A 15,417-nucleotide genomic window follows, 5' to 3' on the forward strand; every position below is an offset into this window, starting at 1 on the left:
TAGCACGAGTTGCTTCCATATCGACAAGCTCACCAGTCTTTACCTTTAAAGTGGTAATGGCGGTCGGATTTCAGTGAAGCTTCAGCACACACGAAATCCCTCTTTGGCACTCAGTTGCGGACGGTATAACGGCCGGAGCCGAAGAAAAAAACCGCCGCCGCACTCATCAGAAAGAAAAACTGCAGTTCTAGCTGTAATCCGCCGTTGCTACTGAGCATCATTAATTGGTGGCTGTGCACCAAGGCCAGGGCCACCAACATGTTTGCGACAATCAGCAGGGCGCCTATGCGGGTATGAAAACCCAGAATAATCATCAGCGGGGCAAGAACTTCGCCAATAATCACGCCCCAGGCAAGGAACGCCGGAAGGTTGTGGCTGACTAACTGGGCTTCAATAAAGCCCACGCCATTCATCAGTTTATCCACGCCGTGAAACAGCAGCAGACCGCCCAGGGTGAGGCGGATAATCAGTTTTCCAAGATCGGTATTGGCAAGCATGGTTTTGGTCCCGAGGCAGGTAAAAAACAGCGCACAGCTTAACCGCTTCGGCGTCAGGCGCAAGCTAGTGAATGTCATATAACAAATGTTAAAGGTAGCAGAGGCTAGCGCCGGCGACGATTGCCCAGAGTAAAGCGGATGTGATTACGCACTAGCAGGTTTTCCCAATACTGTCGCATTGAGTCCCAGGCTGCGTTGTTGGCCTGTGCCACAAACGGGTCCAAGTTAAGATCATAGTAGTCCGGGCTGCCCGCAATCTGCCGCACGGTGATGGCTACGGCATCGTCCAACTCATTGGCGAACGGCTCACCAATGAGTTCGTGTACCAGCAGATTAGCCCGCGTGGCCTCCAGATCCACCAGTTGGCTGCGGCGGAAACTGTGGTTGTTGTCGTACATGTCTTCCATCAGGCGGTGGCACAGATAGGCGCTGATTAAAAGCCCGTCAAGGCCTATATAGTGGCTAAGAAGCACCGACGGGTTGGTGAAAAAACGGACGGCAGCGTCTAGAAAGGGCGTGAATAGCCCTTCGTGGCCGGCGTCGCGGGCACAGGTGTCAACCGCGTGAATCAGCCGCGGGGCCGTTTCGATGTATTCCACCGAAAACTGGAACAGACAGCTAGTCGGTGCTCGACTGTTAAAGCTGATGCACGTTGGTAGCGCCTGGGCACGCAGCTGCAGGTGGCGCAAAAAAGCGCCTGAGCGGGCTTCCCTGCACCTTGCAGTGTCAATGATGTCCAGGACTGCTTTCGGAGTCATGTGTACGGTTGCCGGTGTCGATACGTAAAAGGATCGCAAGGCGCCTCCCGTTCATGTCACGGGTATATGGGTTGTGTAGGCAAATGGCCTGGTTAGGCGCACGGTGAAGCCTGTGATGTGAATAAAGTGTAGACGACTATTTCAGCCTTGCCGGCCAGGGCGTCAACAATTTAATCTGGCTGCGGGCAGCTGTTATGGGCCTTCGTTACTACGAAACCAGCGCCCCTGACGATTAAAATGCAGGTATACCAATCCCATACTCAAAGCTCGTGCCAGCATCAGGCTGATCATCGCAAACCACAACCCGTGATTCCCCCAGCCGGTGGTCAGCCACCACACTGGCAAATACACGCCCAGGGCGGCAAATAGCATGGTGTTCTGCATGGCTCGGGTTTGGGTGGCACCAATGAAAACGCCGTCAAATAGAAACCCCCACACCGCGGTGAAAGGCAGCAGCCACACCCAGGGCAGATACTGCCAGGCGTTAATTTGCACGGCTTCGATGTTGGTTAATAATCCGATCAACGCCTGCCCGCCCAGCACAAAAAGCGCTGTCAGGAGTAAGGCTCCCCAAATCGACCAGCGCAGGGCAGTGTCGAATACCCGCTTGAACTGGCGCCGGTTGCCACGGCCGACGGCCTCGCCGATCAGAGCTTCAGCGGCATTTGCAAAGCCATCCAGAGCGTTGGAAATAACCAGCAGAAAAGTAAACAGTACCGCGTTGGCGGCCAGAATAGCGTCGCCCTGGCGCGCGCCTTGAGCGGTAAAAAAGGCAAACGCCAGCAGCAAGGCGATGGTGCGCACCATAATAAAACGGTTTACCTGAAGTATGCGCCGGTAGTCTGCAAGAGTGCCGATCAGCGCGCGCGTCATGCGCTGGCCTTCGGGCATGCGCCGTAACACAATCGCCAAACCAATCAGCGCCGCGCTGTATTCCGCGATCACCGTAGCCATGGCGACACCGCGGCTGTTCCAGCCGAACCCGGTCACAAACAGCACATCTAGCACCAGATTCACGCCATTGGCCACCACCAGCATGATCATTGGGCCGCGGGAATACTGTGTGCCAATCAGCCAGCCCACCAAAGTGTACTGGCACAGCACCGCCGGCGCGCTCCAGATGCGTATGGCGGCGTATTCGGAGGCAAGTTCCAGCACGCCGGCGCTGGGGTTCATCAGCGCCAGGCCTGTGTGTATCAGTGGCTGTTGAAAAGTAATTAGCACCAGACCGATGGCCACCGCCAGCAACAGCGAGCGCACCAGCAGTGCCACCTGCCCGTGTTCGTCACGTTTGCCCCAGGCCTGAGCTGCCAAACCGGTGGTGCCCATTCGCATAAAGCCGAAGGTCCAGTACAGAATGCTGAACAGGTTGGCGCCTACAGCCACGGCGCCAAGATATTGCGGATCTGGCAGGTGCCCCAGCACGGCGGTGTCTACCAGACCAAGCATCGGCACGGTAAGATTGGTGAGCATCAACGGCCACGCCAACGCCCATAATCGGCGATCCAGGCGGGTTAAACGGTACAAGGGCGTCATAAACGGCTATCCAAAATAGTCACGGCGGTAAAGCGCTGGAATCATAACATTGTTGAATTTCAGCTGTTTGTTAGCCTTTTTGTCATCTATTATGCCTATAATAGAGTTCGAGATATTTGAAAGCAGTCTTTTACCCGACAATAATAATCTATGTGGAGACGCAATATGCGTGCGCACGCAAATCGGGCTTTGGCCCTATGCGGCTTGGCTCTGTTCCCGGTGATGTCCATGGCGGACTGGACCATGAACATGAGCCCCGGTGTTACCCAGACTAGCAACGACATTTACGGTTTACACATGACCATTCTGTGGATTTGTGTTGTTATCGGTGTTGTAGTGTTCGGCGTCATGTTCTGGTCGATCTTCGCCCATCGTAAGTCTCGCGGTCACAAACCCGCGAACTTCCACGAGAACACCACGGTGGAAGTGCTTTGGACCATCATTCCTTTGGTTATCCTTGTGGCTATGGCGATTCCGGCCACCGTTACGCTGATTGATATGTATGACACCACCGAAGCCGATGTGGACATCAAGATCACCGGTTATCAGTGGAAGTGGAAATACGATTACCTGGACGACGAGTTCGGTTATTTCTCCAGTTTGAGCACCCCCCGCGACCAGATTAATAACCGCCAGGCCAAAGGTGAAAATTACCTGCTGGAAGTCGATAAACCGCTGGTGGTGCCGGTCGGCCAGAAAGTGCGGTTATTGATGACTGCAAACGATGTAATTCACTCTTGGTGGGTGCCAGAGTTCGGGCTGAAAAAAGACGCGATTCCCGGTTTTATCAACGAAGCCTGGATTCGGGTGGACACGCCGGGCACCTATCGTGGTCAGTGCACCGAGTTGTGCGGTAAAGACCACGGCTTTATGCCCATTGTTGTAGAAGCGGTGCCGCAGGCCGAATACCAGATCTGGGTTGGTGAGCAGCGCGCTGCGGCCGAGAAAGAAAAAGAGCTGACTCAGAAAGAATGGACCATGGCTGATCTGATGGAGCGCGGTGAGCAAAGCTATCAAAGTGCTTGTGCAGCCTGCCATCAGGCCGATGGCAGCGGCTTGCCGCCGTCATTTCCGGCTTTGCGTGGCAGTGCTATCGCCGTCGGTGACATAGCTGGCCATATCGATATTGTAGTCAACGGCAAGCGCGGTACCGCCATGCAAGCCTTTGGCGAGCAGCTCAACGAGGTCGATATTGCGGCGATTATCACCTATGAGCGTAACGCCTGGGGTAACAACGTGGGCGACATGGTGACGCCCAAAGAAATTTTTGATTACAAAAGCCAGCAACAACAGTGACCTGTTGGCAGCGCCAAGCTGCCAACCCAGGCCCCTACAAGAATAAAACGGCGGTTACGGGAGATATTATGAGTACGGTTGCAGACGCTCACACCCCAGAGCACACCTCAGAGCACACGCACGAACATCACGGTCCGGCTAAAGGTTGGACTCGTTGGCTGTTCACGACCAACCACAAAGATATCGGGACCATGTACCTGATATTCAGTTTTGGTATGTTCCTGTTGGGCGGCACCATGGCCATGGTCATCCGCGCCGAACTGTTCCAGCCCGGGCTACAAATCGTACAGCCGGAATTTTTCAACCAGATGACCACCATGCACGGCCTTATTATGGTGTTTGGTGCGGTGATGCCGGCCTTTGTGGGTCTGGCTAACTGGATGATACCGCTGATGATTGGCGCACCGGACATGGCCTTGCCGCGGATGAACAACTGGAGCTTTTGGCTGTTGCCCTGCGCCTTCCTGATTCTGGTCTCTACTTTGTTTATGGACGGCGGCGGCCCCAACTTCGGCTGGACCTTCTACGCGCCGCTGTCGACCACTTATGGCCCACCCAGCACGACCTTCTTTATATTTGCGCTGCACATTGCCGGTGCTTCGTCGATCATGGGTGCCATCAACGTGATTGCCACCATTCTGAACATGCGTGCGCCGGGCATGACCCTGATGAAAATGCCAATGTTTGTATGGACTTGGCTGATTACCGCGTTTCTTTTGCTGGCGGTTATGCCGGTGCTGGCAGGTGTTCTAACCATGATGCTGATGGACATCAACTTCGGTACCAGTTTCTTTGACGCCTCTGGCGGCGGCGATCCGGTGCTGTTCCAGCACATATTCTGGTTCTTCGGGCACCCCGAGGTGTACATCATGATTTTGCCGGCGTTCGGCGCCGTTTCACACATAATCCCGGCGTTTTCCCGCAAGCCGCTGTTTGGCTATGCGTCTATGGTGTACGCGGTGGGCGCCATTGCACTGCTGTCGTTCCTGGTATGGGCTCACCACATGTTTACAGTGGGTATTCCCGTCGCCGGCCAATTGTTCTTCATGTACGCCACATTGCTGATCGCGGTGCCCACCGGGGTTAAGGTGTTTAACTGGGTAGCAACCATGTTCCGCGGCTCGCTGACGTTCGAGGCGCCGATGCTGTTCGCTATTGCGTTCGTTATTCTGTTCAGTGTGGGCGGGTTTTCCGGGCTTATGTTGGCCATTGCTCCGGCCGATTTCCAGTATCACGACACCTACTTTGTGGTGGCGCATTTCCATTACGTGCTGGTACCCGGTGCAATCTTTGGCATTTTTGCGTCTGCGTACTTCTGGCTGCCCAAGTGGACCGGCTACATGTATGACGAAACCCTGGCCAAAACCCATTTCTGGCTGTCGTTTGTGGGTATGAATCTGGCATTTTTCCCCATGCACTTTCTAGGATTGGCGGGTATGCCGCGGCGGATTCCAGATTACGCCCTGCAATTTGCCGATTTCAACATGGTGTCCAGCATTGGTGCGTTCCTGTTCGGGGCTACCCAGCTTCTGTTCCTGTTCATTGTAGTAAAATGCGCCCGCGGCAGCGGTGAGCCAGCGGCGGCCAAGCCTTGGGACGGCGCGGAGGGCTTGGAATGGACGGTGCCCTCACCTGCGCCCTATCACACCTTCTCCACACCACCGGAGGTGCATTAATCATGTCGGAACACCAAGAGTATTACGTACCGGAACAAAGCAAGTGGCCGATTATTGCTACTTTCGGATTGGGTACGACGCTGTTCGGTGCGGCGACCATTATGGTCGATGGCGGTCAGGGTGCCAGCACCAGTAGCGGGTGGATGATCTTTGCGGTCGGCCTGTCATTGATGACCTATATGATTTTTGGCTGGTTTGGCAACGTGGTGCGTGAAAGCCGCGCTGGCCTCTATAGCCCGCAAATGGACCGGTCTTTCCGCTGGGGCATGAGTTGGTTCATTTTTTCTGAAATCATGTTTTTTGCGGCGTTTTTTGGCGCCTTGTTTTACGCTCGGGTGTTTGCCGTTCCCTGGTTAGGGGGCGAGGGTGATCGCGGTAGCTCAAATATGCTGTGGGAAGGGTTTCAGGCGACCTGGCCGCTGATTAACACACCCGACCCCAGTTTGTATCCAGCGCCTAAGGGCATTATAGGGCCTTGGGGCTTACCGCTGATGAACACCATTTTACTGGTGAGCTCGTCATTTACTATTACCGTTGCCCATCATGCGTTAAAAGCCGATAACCGTAAAAAACTGAAGCTGTGGCTTGGCGCCACTATTATTCTGGCGCTGGTATTTGTGGGTTTGCAGGCAGAAGAATACATGCATGCCTATCAGGAGCTGAATCTGACCCTGCAGTCCGGGATTTATGGCAGTACCTTCTTTATGCTGACCGGGTTCCACGGCGCTCACGTGATTTTGGGCACCATCATGCTGACTGTAATGTTAATTCGCATCATCAAAGGTCATTTCAGCGCCGACAACCACTTCGGGTTCGAAGCGGCGGCCTGGTACTGGCATTTTGTCGACGTGGTGTGGATGATGTTGTTTGTCTTTGTGTATGTGATCTGACACCGCTCATTAGTGGTTACAGTGTTGCGGTCGGGGCTGCAGTCAGGGTGTGGGATTCAGCGTCAGGCCGCCTTGCCAGAGCGACAGCAGAATGACCAGCAGCAACAGCACGCTCAGGGCAACGCGCAGCGCTAGAGAGTTAATGACGCGATTGGTTTTTCCCCCGTCGCGGATCAGAAAAAACAGGCCGCTGAACAGGCTGGCGATCACCGCCAGTAACAGGACAACAATGAATATTTTTAACATGCACGGGTCCGTTGGGTTATCGGGTCTATATATTATAGCAAGGTATGAGTAATTCACGGCGTTACTGGCACTGGGATTGGCGTCTTATGCTGTTTAGCGGGCTGTTTTTACCGCTGTTGCTGGTTTTGGGGATATGGCAATTGCAGCGTGCCGAGTTTAAGCAGCAACAGCAGGGTCAGTGGCAACAGCAGATGTCCGAACTGGCTTGGCCGCAGCTGGTAGAGCAGGGCCTGGATGCAGGTAGGCCCGTGAAGCTTAACGGATCATACGGCGATACCACCTGGCTGCTGGACAACCGCACCCGCGATGGCATGGCCGGATACGAGGTGTTAACGGTGTTTTATCCACTCCAAGGGCCGGCGCTGGTGGTCAATCGCGGCTGGGTAATTGCTCCCCGTACCCGTCAGCAATTGCCGGATTCCTCGGTAACGCAGGAACAGGTGGAGATTTCTGGACGCTTGGCAGATTTTCCTCAACCACCTGTGCTTGCGGCCTCTGAAGCAAGCAGCGGTTGGCCAAGACGCGTACAAAGTTTGCCGCCGGAGATAGCACAAGATGCGGTGCCGGAATTGCCCAGATTGATCTTGCGCCTAGCAGACCAGAACCAGCCGGGCGCTTTACGGGCTGACTGGGCGCCAGACCGAATGGCCATTGCGACCCACTACGGTTACGCAACCCAATGGTTTGCTTTGGCGCTAATGCTAACTGTATTGACGATAGTGGCGAGTTACCGTAAAACCGCAGACTAGCCACACAGTCGTCCTGTAATAATCTTAATAACAGACCTATAACAGCCGTGACCCGTTCAGGAGCCAATAATGACAACAACGGTGGCCCAGCAGACTTCCCAGACAGCTTCGCCCAAGCCCATGAGTCCGAAGCAAATACGCAAAGGGCGTCGCATGGCGCTGCTACTTATGGCGGTGGGTTTTGGCCCGATTATTCTGGCCAGCGCGATGTTCTATGGCGGCTGGCTCAATCCGGCTGAGCACACCAACAACGGTGCTCTGGTGACGCCCCTTGTTCCGCTCAGCAGTTTGCAGTTGCAAACCGCGCAGGGCACGCCGTTGGCAGCCCGTTTCGGCCCCACGCAAACCAGCGCCACGTGGTTGCTGCTGGTGGTGGCCGACAACTGCACCGAGGTTTGCCAACAACTGCTGTACACCACCCGCCAAACCAACATTGCGCTTGGTAAATACGCCACACGGGTCAGCCGTGGCGCGGCCCTGACAAGCCTGCCACCGGCTCTGGCCCAGCGCTGGCCGGCAGACTTTGAGCGTATGGAGCGTTTTACGCCATTGCCGGCACAAACTCCCGTATGGCCGCCCGGCGTGGAGCCCTCCCAGGCGCCACAACTGCTGCTGGTAGACCCGTTAGGCAATATCATGATGCGCTACCCGGCAAGCGTGCCGGGGGGTGATGTTTTGGACGACCTGAAACATCTGCTGAAAATTTCGCGAATCGGCTAAGGCGGGTGATGATGACGAAGAATTACGCCGGGAATGCCGAATCCATAAAGATATACCGCCTGATGTTGCGGCTGGCAGTACTGGCCGTGGGACTGGCCGTGGTAGTGATCATGCTTGGCGCCTGGACCCGGCTGGTACACGCCGGCCTGGGGTGCCCGGACTGGCCTGGTTGCTACGGTTTTCTGACGGTACCGCAAGGCGAAAGCAGCATTGCCATTGCTAACGCGCGCTTTCCGGAAACGCCGGTGGATGTGGCCAAGGGCTGGCCCGAGATGATTCACCGCTATGCTGCCGGAACACTGGGTATTCTGGTGTTTACACTGGCCGCATACGCGGTACGCCAGCGCAAACTGAATGTCCCAGTAAAGCTGCCCCTGTTTATAGCCGGTTTTATTGTGCTGCAAGGCGCGTTTGGCATGTGGACCGTCACCCTGAAATTGTGGCCCCAGGTGGTGGCTTTGCATTTGCTAGGAGGCTTTACCACCCTGAGTTTGCTAGCGCTGCTGGTGTTAAGACTACGCAGCCGTGTTCGGGGTGGGTCGGCGCAAACAGCCGTGTTGAAGTCTGCCCGTTCGGGCTCGCGGCTTCGCCCCTGGCTTTATGGTGGGTTGCTGCTGGTGATTATGCAGATTGCGTTGGGTGCTTGGACAGCCGCCAACTACGCCGCCGTGGCCTGTACTGATTTACCCACCTGCGGTGGCCAGTGGTGGCCGCAGGGAATGGATTTTGCCCACGGCTTTGACATAACCCAGCACGTTGGGCCCAATTATCTGGGAGGCCAGCTTAACGCTGATGGACGGGTGGCTATTCATGTCAGCCATCGCCTGGGCGCCGCTGTTGTGCTGGTTTATTTCAGCGTGCTACTGGCGCTGCTGTGGGCCCGGCGCCGGCGCAATGGCCTAGGTCAGTCAGTAGCTGTGGTAGCGGTTGTTCTGCTGGCACAGATTGCGCTGGGCCTGGCTAATGTGATTCTCTACATTCCGTTGGCGGTCGCCGTGGCCCATAACGCCACCGGTGCGTTGTTGTTACTTAGCGTGATCCAGCTGATCTGGCATCAACGTCAGTTGTCCCAGGGCTTGCCGGCACCGCTTTCGGGTGTTAAAGGCAATAAAAACAATTTGATGAACTCAGGAAAGCATCAGGAGATAACGGCATGAGTGAGCAAGCGAACGTCTTGCCGGTACCGACCAACGCTATTGGCAACCCCGTCGACAACTCTTTGGGCAATTCGGCAGGTAACCATACCGCTGCGCACTGGCGTGACTATCTGGAGCTGACCAAGCCCAAAGTCGTCGCGATGATGATTCTCACGTCGGTCATTGGCATGCTGCTGGCGGTTTCCGGTCTGCCGTCTTTGCAGGTTCTGGTGTTTGGCAACGCTGGCATTGCGTTACTGGCCGGAGCGGCTGCGGTGATTAACCACGTGGTGGACCAGAAAGTGGACATTGTTATGGCGCGTACTCACAAGCGTCCGGTAGCCACAGGGCGGATTTCTGCTGCTGAAGGACTGTTATTCGCAGGCGTATTGGCGCTGAGCGGCATGGCAATATTGATGTTGTTGGTGAACAGCCTGACAGCTTGGCTGACATTAGCGTCGCTGGTGGGTTACGCCGGCGTGTATACGCTGTTTCTGAAACGGGCCACGCCGCAGAATATTGTGATTGGCGGGCTAGCCGGCGCCATGCCGCCGCTGCTGGGTTGGACCGCGGTAACCGGGCAGGTAGACGGCCACGCGCTGCTACTGGTGCTGATTATTTTCGCCTGGACACCACCACATTTCTGGGCATTGGCGATTCACCGTAAGGAAGAGTACGCCAAGGCCCGCATCCCCATGCTGCCGGTGACCCACGGTAATTACTACACGGAACTGCACATCCTGCTGTACACTATTATTCTGCTTGCGGTTAGCCTACTACCGTTTGTGACTGGAATGTCCGGTATGATTTATCTGGTCGGCGCCCTTGTGCTTGGCTCGCGCTTTTTGCAGTATGCGATACGCTTGCTGCGCGATGACGATCGGCGCGTAGCGCTGGACACCTTCAAATATTCCATCACCTATTTGATGGCACTGTTTGTCGTGTTACTGGTTGATCACTACGCCTTTATCTGACGCTTAAATATGGAGCCCCGATGACCCGCCAGATTCGCAAAACGTTAATCCTGCTGGTACTGGCGGTGGTGGCTGTATTCGGCCTTTCGATAGCGCGGTATCAGCTGGCGGAGCCAGCACCGGTCGAACAGCCACCGGACTTGGCCAGCGCCAATATCTATGTGTACGAGCAGCCGCGGCCAGTGATTGAATTTGAACTCACCGATGAAAACGGCCAGACCGTTACCCGTGAAAATCTCCGCGGCCATTGGACCTTTGCTTTTGTAGGCTACACCAACTGTCCGGACATCTGTCCGGTAGCCATGGCGGCCCTGCGCCAGACCAACAAGTTGCTGCCTGCGACCTTGCCCCAGCCCCGTTACCTGCTGATCAGTGCCGACCCAGAACACGACACGCCTGAAGTTCTAAAAAATTATACTGGCTTCTTTGGTGAAAATTTCCACGGTTACAGTGGTGATATAGACATAACCCGCGCCCTGGCGACCAGTTTGGGAGCGGTGTTTGTGCAGCGTGAGACAGAGGATGGTTTACTGGTGGATCACAGCGGCCATTTTGCACTGATCGGCCCCTCGGCCGAAGTGGTGGCGCTTATTCAGCCGCCCCATAAACCGCAGCAACTAGCCGATGGCTTCGAGCAGATCTACCGCTGGGCAGATCGCCGGCGTTAGACAAACAGCTCTGCTTATTAATTCAGTCCTGCTTCAACGTTTTTTATAATCACAAGTAACTCACATGACTCAAAAAACGGCCCCTTCCGCGCTTCACTCGTCGCCGGCTACTCCTCGCGAACTTTTTACCGCACTGGCCGCCGGTGCGGTGCTTCTTCTAGTGGTGCACGCCCTTGGGCGCTTCATGTACACGCCACTTTTACCGTATTTGGTGAATGACGGCCTGTTTTCCGCGGCAGACGGTGCGGCCGTGGCCACCTGGAATTATATGGGCTATCTGATGGGTGCCGTACTGGCCATCCGCTGGCACCGCATTGACCATATTCGCCGTATTTTGCCGCTGGCCGTAGTGGTGCACATTGTCACCAGTTTGCTGGTGGCGGTTGAAACCGATCTGACGGCTATTTCCACGACCCGCTGGCTTAACGGCGTTGCCAATGGTGTGGTGTTTGTGCAGGCACCAGCGCTTATTCTGGAGTGGCTGGTGTTGCGTAACCGAGCAAGCCTTAGCGGGCTGGTGTATTTTGGCGTGGGTTTTGGCCTGCTGCTGTCCGCAGGTGTGGTCAGCGGCACAGCGGACTGGCTGGAAGGCCCGGAACGCTGGTGGCCGGCGGCTATTATCTCTGTTCCGCTGGCGGCCTGGGGCACCTGGAAGCTGATGCAGCTAGATGTGCCGATGCATCCACCGGTGGCTATCAACAATATCGGTGAAGCTCTCAGCACCCGGCTGTTCGACCGTGCAAGTACGCCACTGTTCGTGGCTTACGCCGGCGCTGGCCTGGGTTATATTCTGCCGATGACGTTTCTGCCGCTGCTGGCCAATGTCGAGCTGCAACCGGGTCATTGGTTACAGGACGGCAGCTGGTTGCTGGTGGCATTGTGCACCATTCCGGCACCGTGGATCTGGAACCGTCTGGGTGCGGTTATCGGCGATATTTTGGCGCTGAAGATTAACTTCGCCATTCAGTTGGCGGGTGTTCTCGCGGCGGTGGTGATTCCGGGTGCACTGGGGTTGATTCTATGTGCCATCCTGGTGGGCGTTACTTTCCTTGGTACGGTATTGCTGACCCAGCGCATTGGACGAGCACTGCATCCGCACCAGGGGCCACGCCTGTCTGCGGCGATGGTGGCCTTGTATGGCTTTACCCAAATGGTTGGCCCCTGGTTGACCAAACAGTGGCTGGATGCCGGTGGCACTCTGGCGTCGGCATTCGGTATAGGGGTAGGGGCGCTGGCATTTGGACTTGTGTTTCTGTTTTTCGTGCCGCGGCCTAATGAGTGGCATTCTCGTGCGGTGTGAGGTTTTTGCCGGTAGAGCGTAGCCTGTTGGTTGCGGTGGATTGATCGCGGCGGCGGGGAATGTTTTTTCTTGGAAATGGAACTCGCTGCGCTCAGACACCCATTTCCGGCGAAAAAAATTCCCCACCACCCCGCTCTATGTAACAAAGTCGATATCGTTATGGAAAAGACTAAAGTGGTTTTTGGCTCATAGCTCATAGCTCATAGTAATCGTTAGCGGCTGGTGATCAAGCCTACTGATTCAGGCAATTCTTTACCGAATTAACCGAAGTCTCGTCATGCTAAGCTTTCGGCTTATCACCGGGTTCCGCAGGGTGTGGGGGTGAATTTGAATTTTTGGCCGGACAAAGGTGTCTGAGCGCAGCGAGTTCTTTTCCGGCCTAAAATTCAAATTTGCTCCCGCGCCAACTCCCAATTCGGCAGACTAAGCCCAGCCCAGCCCAGCGAACCGAACTCAACTAAAAAGCCGAAGCAACGTGCCCCCAATAGAACACATCCTCCCCCAGCTAAAACAAACCTTGGAAACCAATACCACTGCTTTGCTGCAGGCGCCACCGGGCGCTGGCAAAACCACCCGTGTGCCGCTGGCGTTGCTGGATGCACCCTGGCGTCAGGGGCGGCGGATTTTAATGTTGGAACCGCGGCGGCTGGCGGCTCGTTCGGCGGCGCGGTATATGGCCGGGCAGTTGGGAGAGCAAGCCGGGCAGACGGTGGGCTATCGCACGCGCCTGGATACCCGGGTGTCGGCGGCTACCGTGATTGAAGTGGTGACCGAGGGCATTCTTACCCGTTTGATTCAGAGCGACCCGCTGCTGGAAGACTATGCTGCGGTGCTGTTTGATGAGTTTCACGAGCGTTCGTTACAGGCCGACCTGGGGCTGGCTCTGGTGCGAGAATCCCAGCAGGTGCTGCGGGAGGACTTGAGGGTGTTGGTGATGTCGGCCACGCTGGATACGGCGCCCATTGCCCGTTTTCTGGGCGATGTACCGGTTCTGAGTAGCGAAGGGCGGGCGTTTCCAGTGGAAGTTTTGTATCGGCCTGCCGCGTCGCCGCAACGCCCGCCGCGTATGGTGGAGCAAGTGACGGGGGTGGTGCTTGAGGCCTTGGCTCAGCAGCCGGGCTCGGTGCTGGTGTTTTTGCCTGGCGCGGGTGAAATCCGGAGGGTGGCGCAAGCACTGGCGGGGCAGGTGGCGTCGGATGTGGTGATTGCGCCATTGTTTGGCAATTTGCAGGCGGCGGAGCAGGATCGTGCGATTGCTCCGGCAGCTGAGGGCACCCGCAAGGTGGTGCTGGCCACGGCGATTGCCGAGACCAGTTTAACCATTGAAGGCGTGCGGGTGGTGGTTGATAGCGGTCAGCAGCGGCGGGCGGTGTTTGATCCCGGAAGTGGCATGACGCGGTTGGTGACAGGCCGTCTATCAAAAGCGTCGGCAGAGCAACGTAAAGGCCGCGCCGGGCGAACCCAGCCCGGGGTGTGCTATCGCCTGTGGAGCGAGTCTGAGCAGTATGGTCTGGCAGATTTTACCCCGCCGGAGATTCGCGAAGCGGATCTGGCGCCGCTGGTTTTGGAGTTGGCCCAGTGGGGCGCGCGGTCGCCCGATCAGCTGCAGTGGGTTGAGCCGCCGCCGGCGGCGCATTGGCAGCAGGCGGTTGAATTGCTGCAATTGCTGGATATGCTGGGCGAAGACTGCGCCATTACTAGCCACGGTAAGGCGGCGCGGGCACTGGGCGTTCACCCGCGGTTGGCGCACATGGTACTGCTGGGCCGTTCATTGGGGCTAGGTTCCTTGGCGTCAGAATTAGCGGCACTGCTGGAAGACCGGGATCTGCTGGGGCCGGGTGCTGGCGCCGACATGCACGAGCGCGTGTGGGTACTGCATGGTGAGCGTGGCCACGCACGGGTGGATCCGGCGCGCATTCAGGCGGTCCGAAAGCAGGCCAGGCGCCTGGAACCCGCAACGTCATCGGCACACCATGCCTCTTCGGTGGCGCCCACTGCGACAGAGGTGGGGCGTTTGCTGGCGCTGGCTTATCCGGACCGTATAGCCCGCCGCCGGCCCGGTGATGCGCCCCGTTACCAGCTTAGTAATGGAAAGGGTGCGCTGCTGCGCGACGACGATGCCCTGGCCCGTTACGACTGGCTGGTGGCGGCGGATCTGGACGGTAAGGCCCGCGAAGCGCAAATTTACCTGGCGGCGCCGGTGGATTTGGCAACTCTGGAAAGTGACCTTGCCGCGCACATTCAGCAACGTGACGAAGCCGAGTGGGATGATCGGCGCGGCACCGTGGTTGCGCGCCAGGTGCGCCGCTTGGGTGCCTTGCTGCTGGCCGAAAAACCGCTGGCGAAACCGCCTGCAGAACTGATGCAGCAGGGCTTACTGGCCGCGGTGCGGCGCAAAGGGCTGGATAGCCTGCCCTGGACCGCCGGCGCCAGGCAGTGGCAAGCGCGGGTCGAGCTGCTGGCATTGCATTTCCCCGAAGACTGGCCGGATGTCAGTGACACAGCGCTGATGGATTCGCTGGAGCACTGGCTGGCGCCCTACCTGATGGGCCTGAGCCGTTGGGCCGAACTGCAAAAGCTGAATGTGCACGGCGCACTGAACGGCTTGCTGAATTACGCCGAGCAGCAACGCCTGAACGAGTTGGCGCCGACTGCGTTGACGATTCCAACCGGTAGTTTGGTGACGCTTGATTACACCGCGGAAAACGGCCCGGTGCTGGCGGCCAAGTTGCAGGCGCTGTTTGGCTGGACGCGCACGCCCACCGTCGCCGGTGGTCAGGTGCCGGTGTTAATACACCTGTTATCGCCTGCTCAGCGGCCGCTGGCGGTCACGGCGGATCTGGCCAGCTTCTGGACCAATGTGTATCCACAGGTGCGCAAAGACACTCGTGGGCGCTACCCCAAACATCCTTGGCCGGAAGATCCGCTGACCGCCGTGGCTCAGCAGGGCGTGAAACGTAAAGCTTAGCGC

14 protein-coding genes are annotated in these 15,417 nt (G+C 56.9%); 10 read left to right on the forward strand and 4 right to left on the reverse strand.

Annotated elements, in window-relative coordinates:
• Positions 1 to 110 precede the first annotated feature (110 nt).
• From MIH19_RS00320 to MIH19_RS00330, 3 genes are all read right to left on the reverse strand, one after another.
• Complete coding sequence (locus MIH19_RS00320; protein WP_249007012.1) at positions 111 to 497, reverse strand: DoxX family protein; 387 nt, start codon at positions 495 to 497, stop codon at positions 111 to 113.
• A 104-nt stretch (positions 498 to 601) separates the two neighbouring features.
• Positions 602 to 1,255 carry a hypothetical protein gene (locus MIH19_RS00325; protein WP_249007013.1) on the reverse strand — a complete coding sequence of 218 codons (654 nt, stop codon included), beginning with the start codon at positions 1,253 to 1,255 and terminating at the stop codon, positions 602 to 604.
• Positions 1,256 to 1,447: 192 nt separating this feature from the next.
• Positions 1,448 to 2,791 carry an MATE family efflux transporter gene (locus MIH19_RS00330; RefSeq protein WP_249007014.1) on the reverse strand — a complete coding sequence of 448 codons (1,344 nt, stop codon included), beginning with the start codon at positions 2,789 to 2,791 and terminating at the stop codon, positions 1,448 to 1,450.
• Positions 2,792 to 2,956: 165 nt separating this feature from the next.
• Here MIH19_RS00330 and coxB point away from each other — a divergent pair, with 165 nt between their 5' ends.
• The 3 genes from coxB (at position 2,957) to MIH19_RS00345 (ending at position 6,653) form a co-directional block, all read left to right on the forward strand.
• Positions 2,957 to 4,087 carry a cytochrome c oxidase subunit II gene (gene coxB / locus MIH19_RS00335; RefSeq protein ID WP_249007015.1) on the forward strand — a complete coding sequence of 377 codons (1,131 nt, stop codon included), beginning with the start codon at positions 2,957 to 2,959 and terminating at the stop codon, positions 4,085 to 4,087.
• Between the two features lie 68 nt (positions 4,088 to 4,155).
• Complete coding sequence (ctaD, locus tag MIH19_RS00340) at positions 4,156 to 5,763, forward strand: cytochrome c oxidase subunit I (protein ID WP_249007016.1); 1,608 nt, start codon at positions 4,156 to 4,158, stop codon at positions 5,761 to 5,763.
• Positions 5,764 to 5,765: 2 nt separating this feature from the next.
• Positions 5,766 to 6,653 (forward strand): cytochrome c oxidase subunit 3, encoded by an 888-nt coding sequence (locus MIH19_RS00345; protein WP_249007017.1) that lies wholly within the window; start codon positions 5,766 to 5,768, stop codon positions 6,651 to 6,653.
• A gap of 42 nt (positions 6,654 to 6,695) precedes the next feature.
• On the opposite strand, the gene MIH19_RS00350 is transcribed toward MIH19_RS00345, so the two are convergent.
• Entirely contained in the window at positions 6,696 to 6,899 is a 204-nt protein-coding gene (locus MIH19_RS00350; RefSeq protein ID WP_249007018.1) for a twin transmembrane helix small protein, read from the reverse strand.
• 44 nt (positions 6,900 to 6,943) lie between these two features.
• Between MIH19_RS00350 and MIH19_RS00355 the strand changes: the two genes are divergently transcribed.
• From MIH19_RS00355 to hrpB, 7 genes are all read left to right on the forward strand, one after another.
• A complete protein-coding gene (locus MIH19_RS00355; RefSeq protein ID WP_283164080.1) occupies positions 6,944 to 7,648 on the forward strand; it encodes an SURF1 family protein in 705 nt (234 codons plus the stop codon).
• A 69-nt stretch (positions 7,649 to 7,717) separates the two neighbouring features.
• Positions 7,718 to 8,368 carry a hypothetical protein gene (locus MIH19_RS00360; RefSeq protein ID WP_249007019.1) on the forward strand — a complete coding sequence of 217 codons (651 nt, stop codon included), beginning with the start codon at positions 7,718 to 7,720 and terminating at the stop codon, positions 8,366 to 8,368.
• An 11-nt stretch (positions 8,369 to 8,379) separates the two neighbouring features.
• Positions 8,380 to 9,525, forward strand: coding sequence for a COX15/CtaA family protein (locus MIH19_RS00365; protein WP_249009074.1), 1,146 nt, complete (start codon positions 8,380 to 8,382; stop codon positions 9,523 to 9,525).
• Entirely contained in the window at positions 9,522 to 10,478 is a 957-nt protein-coding gene (gene cyoE, locus MIH19_RS00370) for a heme o synthase (RefSeq protein WP_249007020.1), read from the forward strand. Before MIH19_RS00365 ends, cyoE begins: the two co-directional genes overlap by 4 nt.
• A gap of 20 nt (positions 10,479 to 10,498) precedes the next feature.
• The gene (locus MIH19_RS00375; protein ID WP_249007021.1) at positions 10,499 to 11,146 is read left to right on the forward strand and encodes an SCO family protein; all 648 of its coding nucleotides are present in this window, start codon (positions 10,499 to 10,501) and stop codon (positions 11,144 to 11,146) included.
• Between the two features lie 64 nt (positions 11,147 to 11,210).
• Positions 11,211 to 12,446: a YbfB/YjiJ family MFS transporter gene (locus MIH19_RS00380; RefSeq protein WP_249007022.1), complete on the forward strand. Its 1,236-nt coding sequence runs from the start codon at positions 11,211 to 11,213 to the stop codon at positions 12,444 to 12,446.
• Between the two features lie 475 nt (positions 12,447 to 12,921).
• Complete coding sequence (gene hrpB, locus MIH19_RS00385) at positions 12,922 to 15,414, forward strand: ATP-dependent helicase HrpB (RefSeq protein ID WP_249007023.1); 2,493 nt, start codon at positions 12,922 to 12,924, stop codon at positions 15,412 to 15,414.
• Positions 15,415 to 15,417 lie beyond the last annotated feature (3 nt).

Source organism: Marinobacter sp. M1C (genome assembly GCF_023314135.1).
Taxonomy (GTDB): domain Bacteria; phylum Pseudomonadota; class Gammaproteobacteria; order Pseudomonadales; family Oleiphilaceae; genus Marinobacter.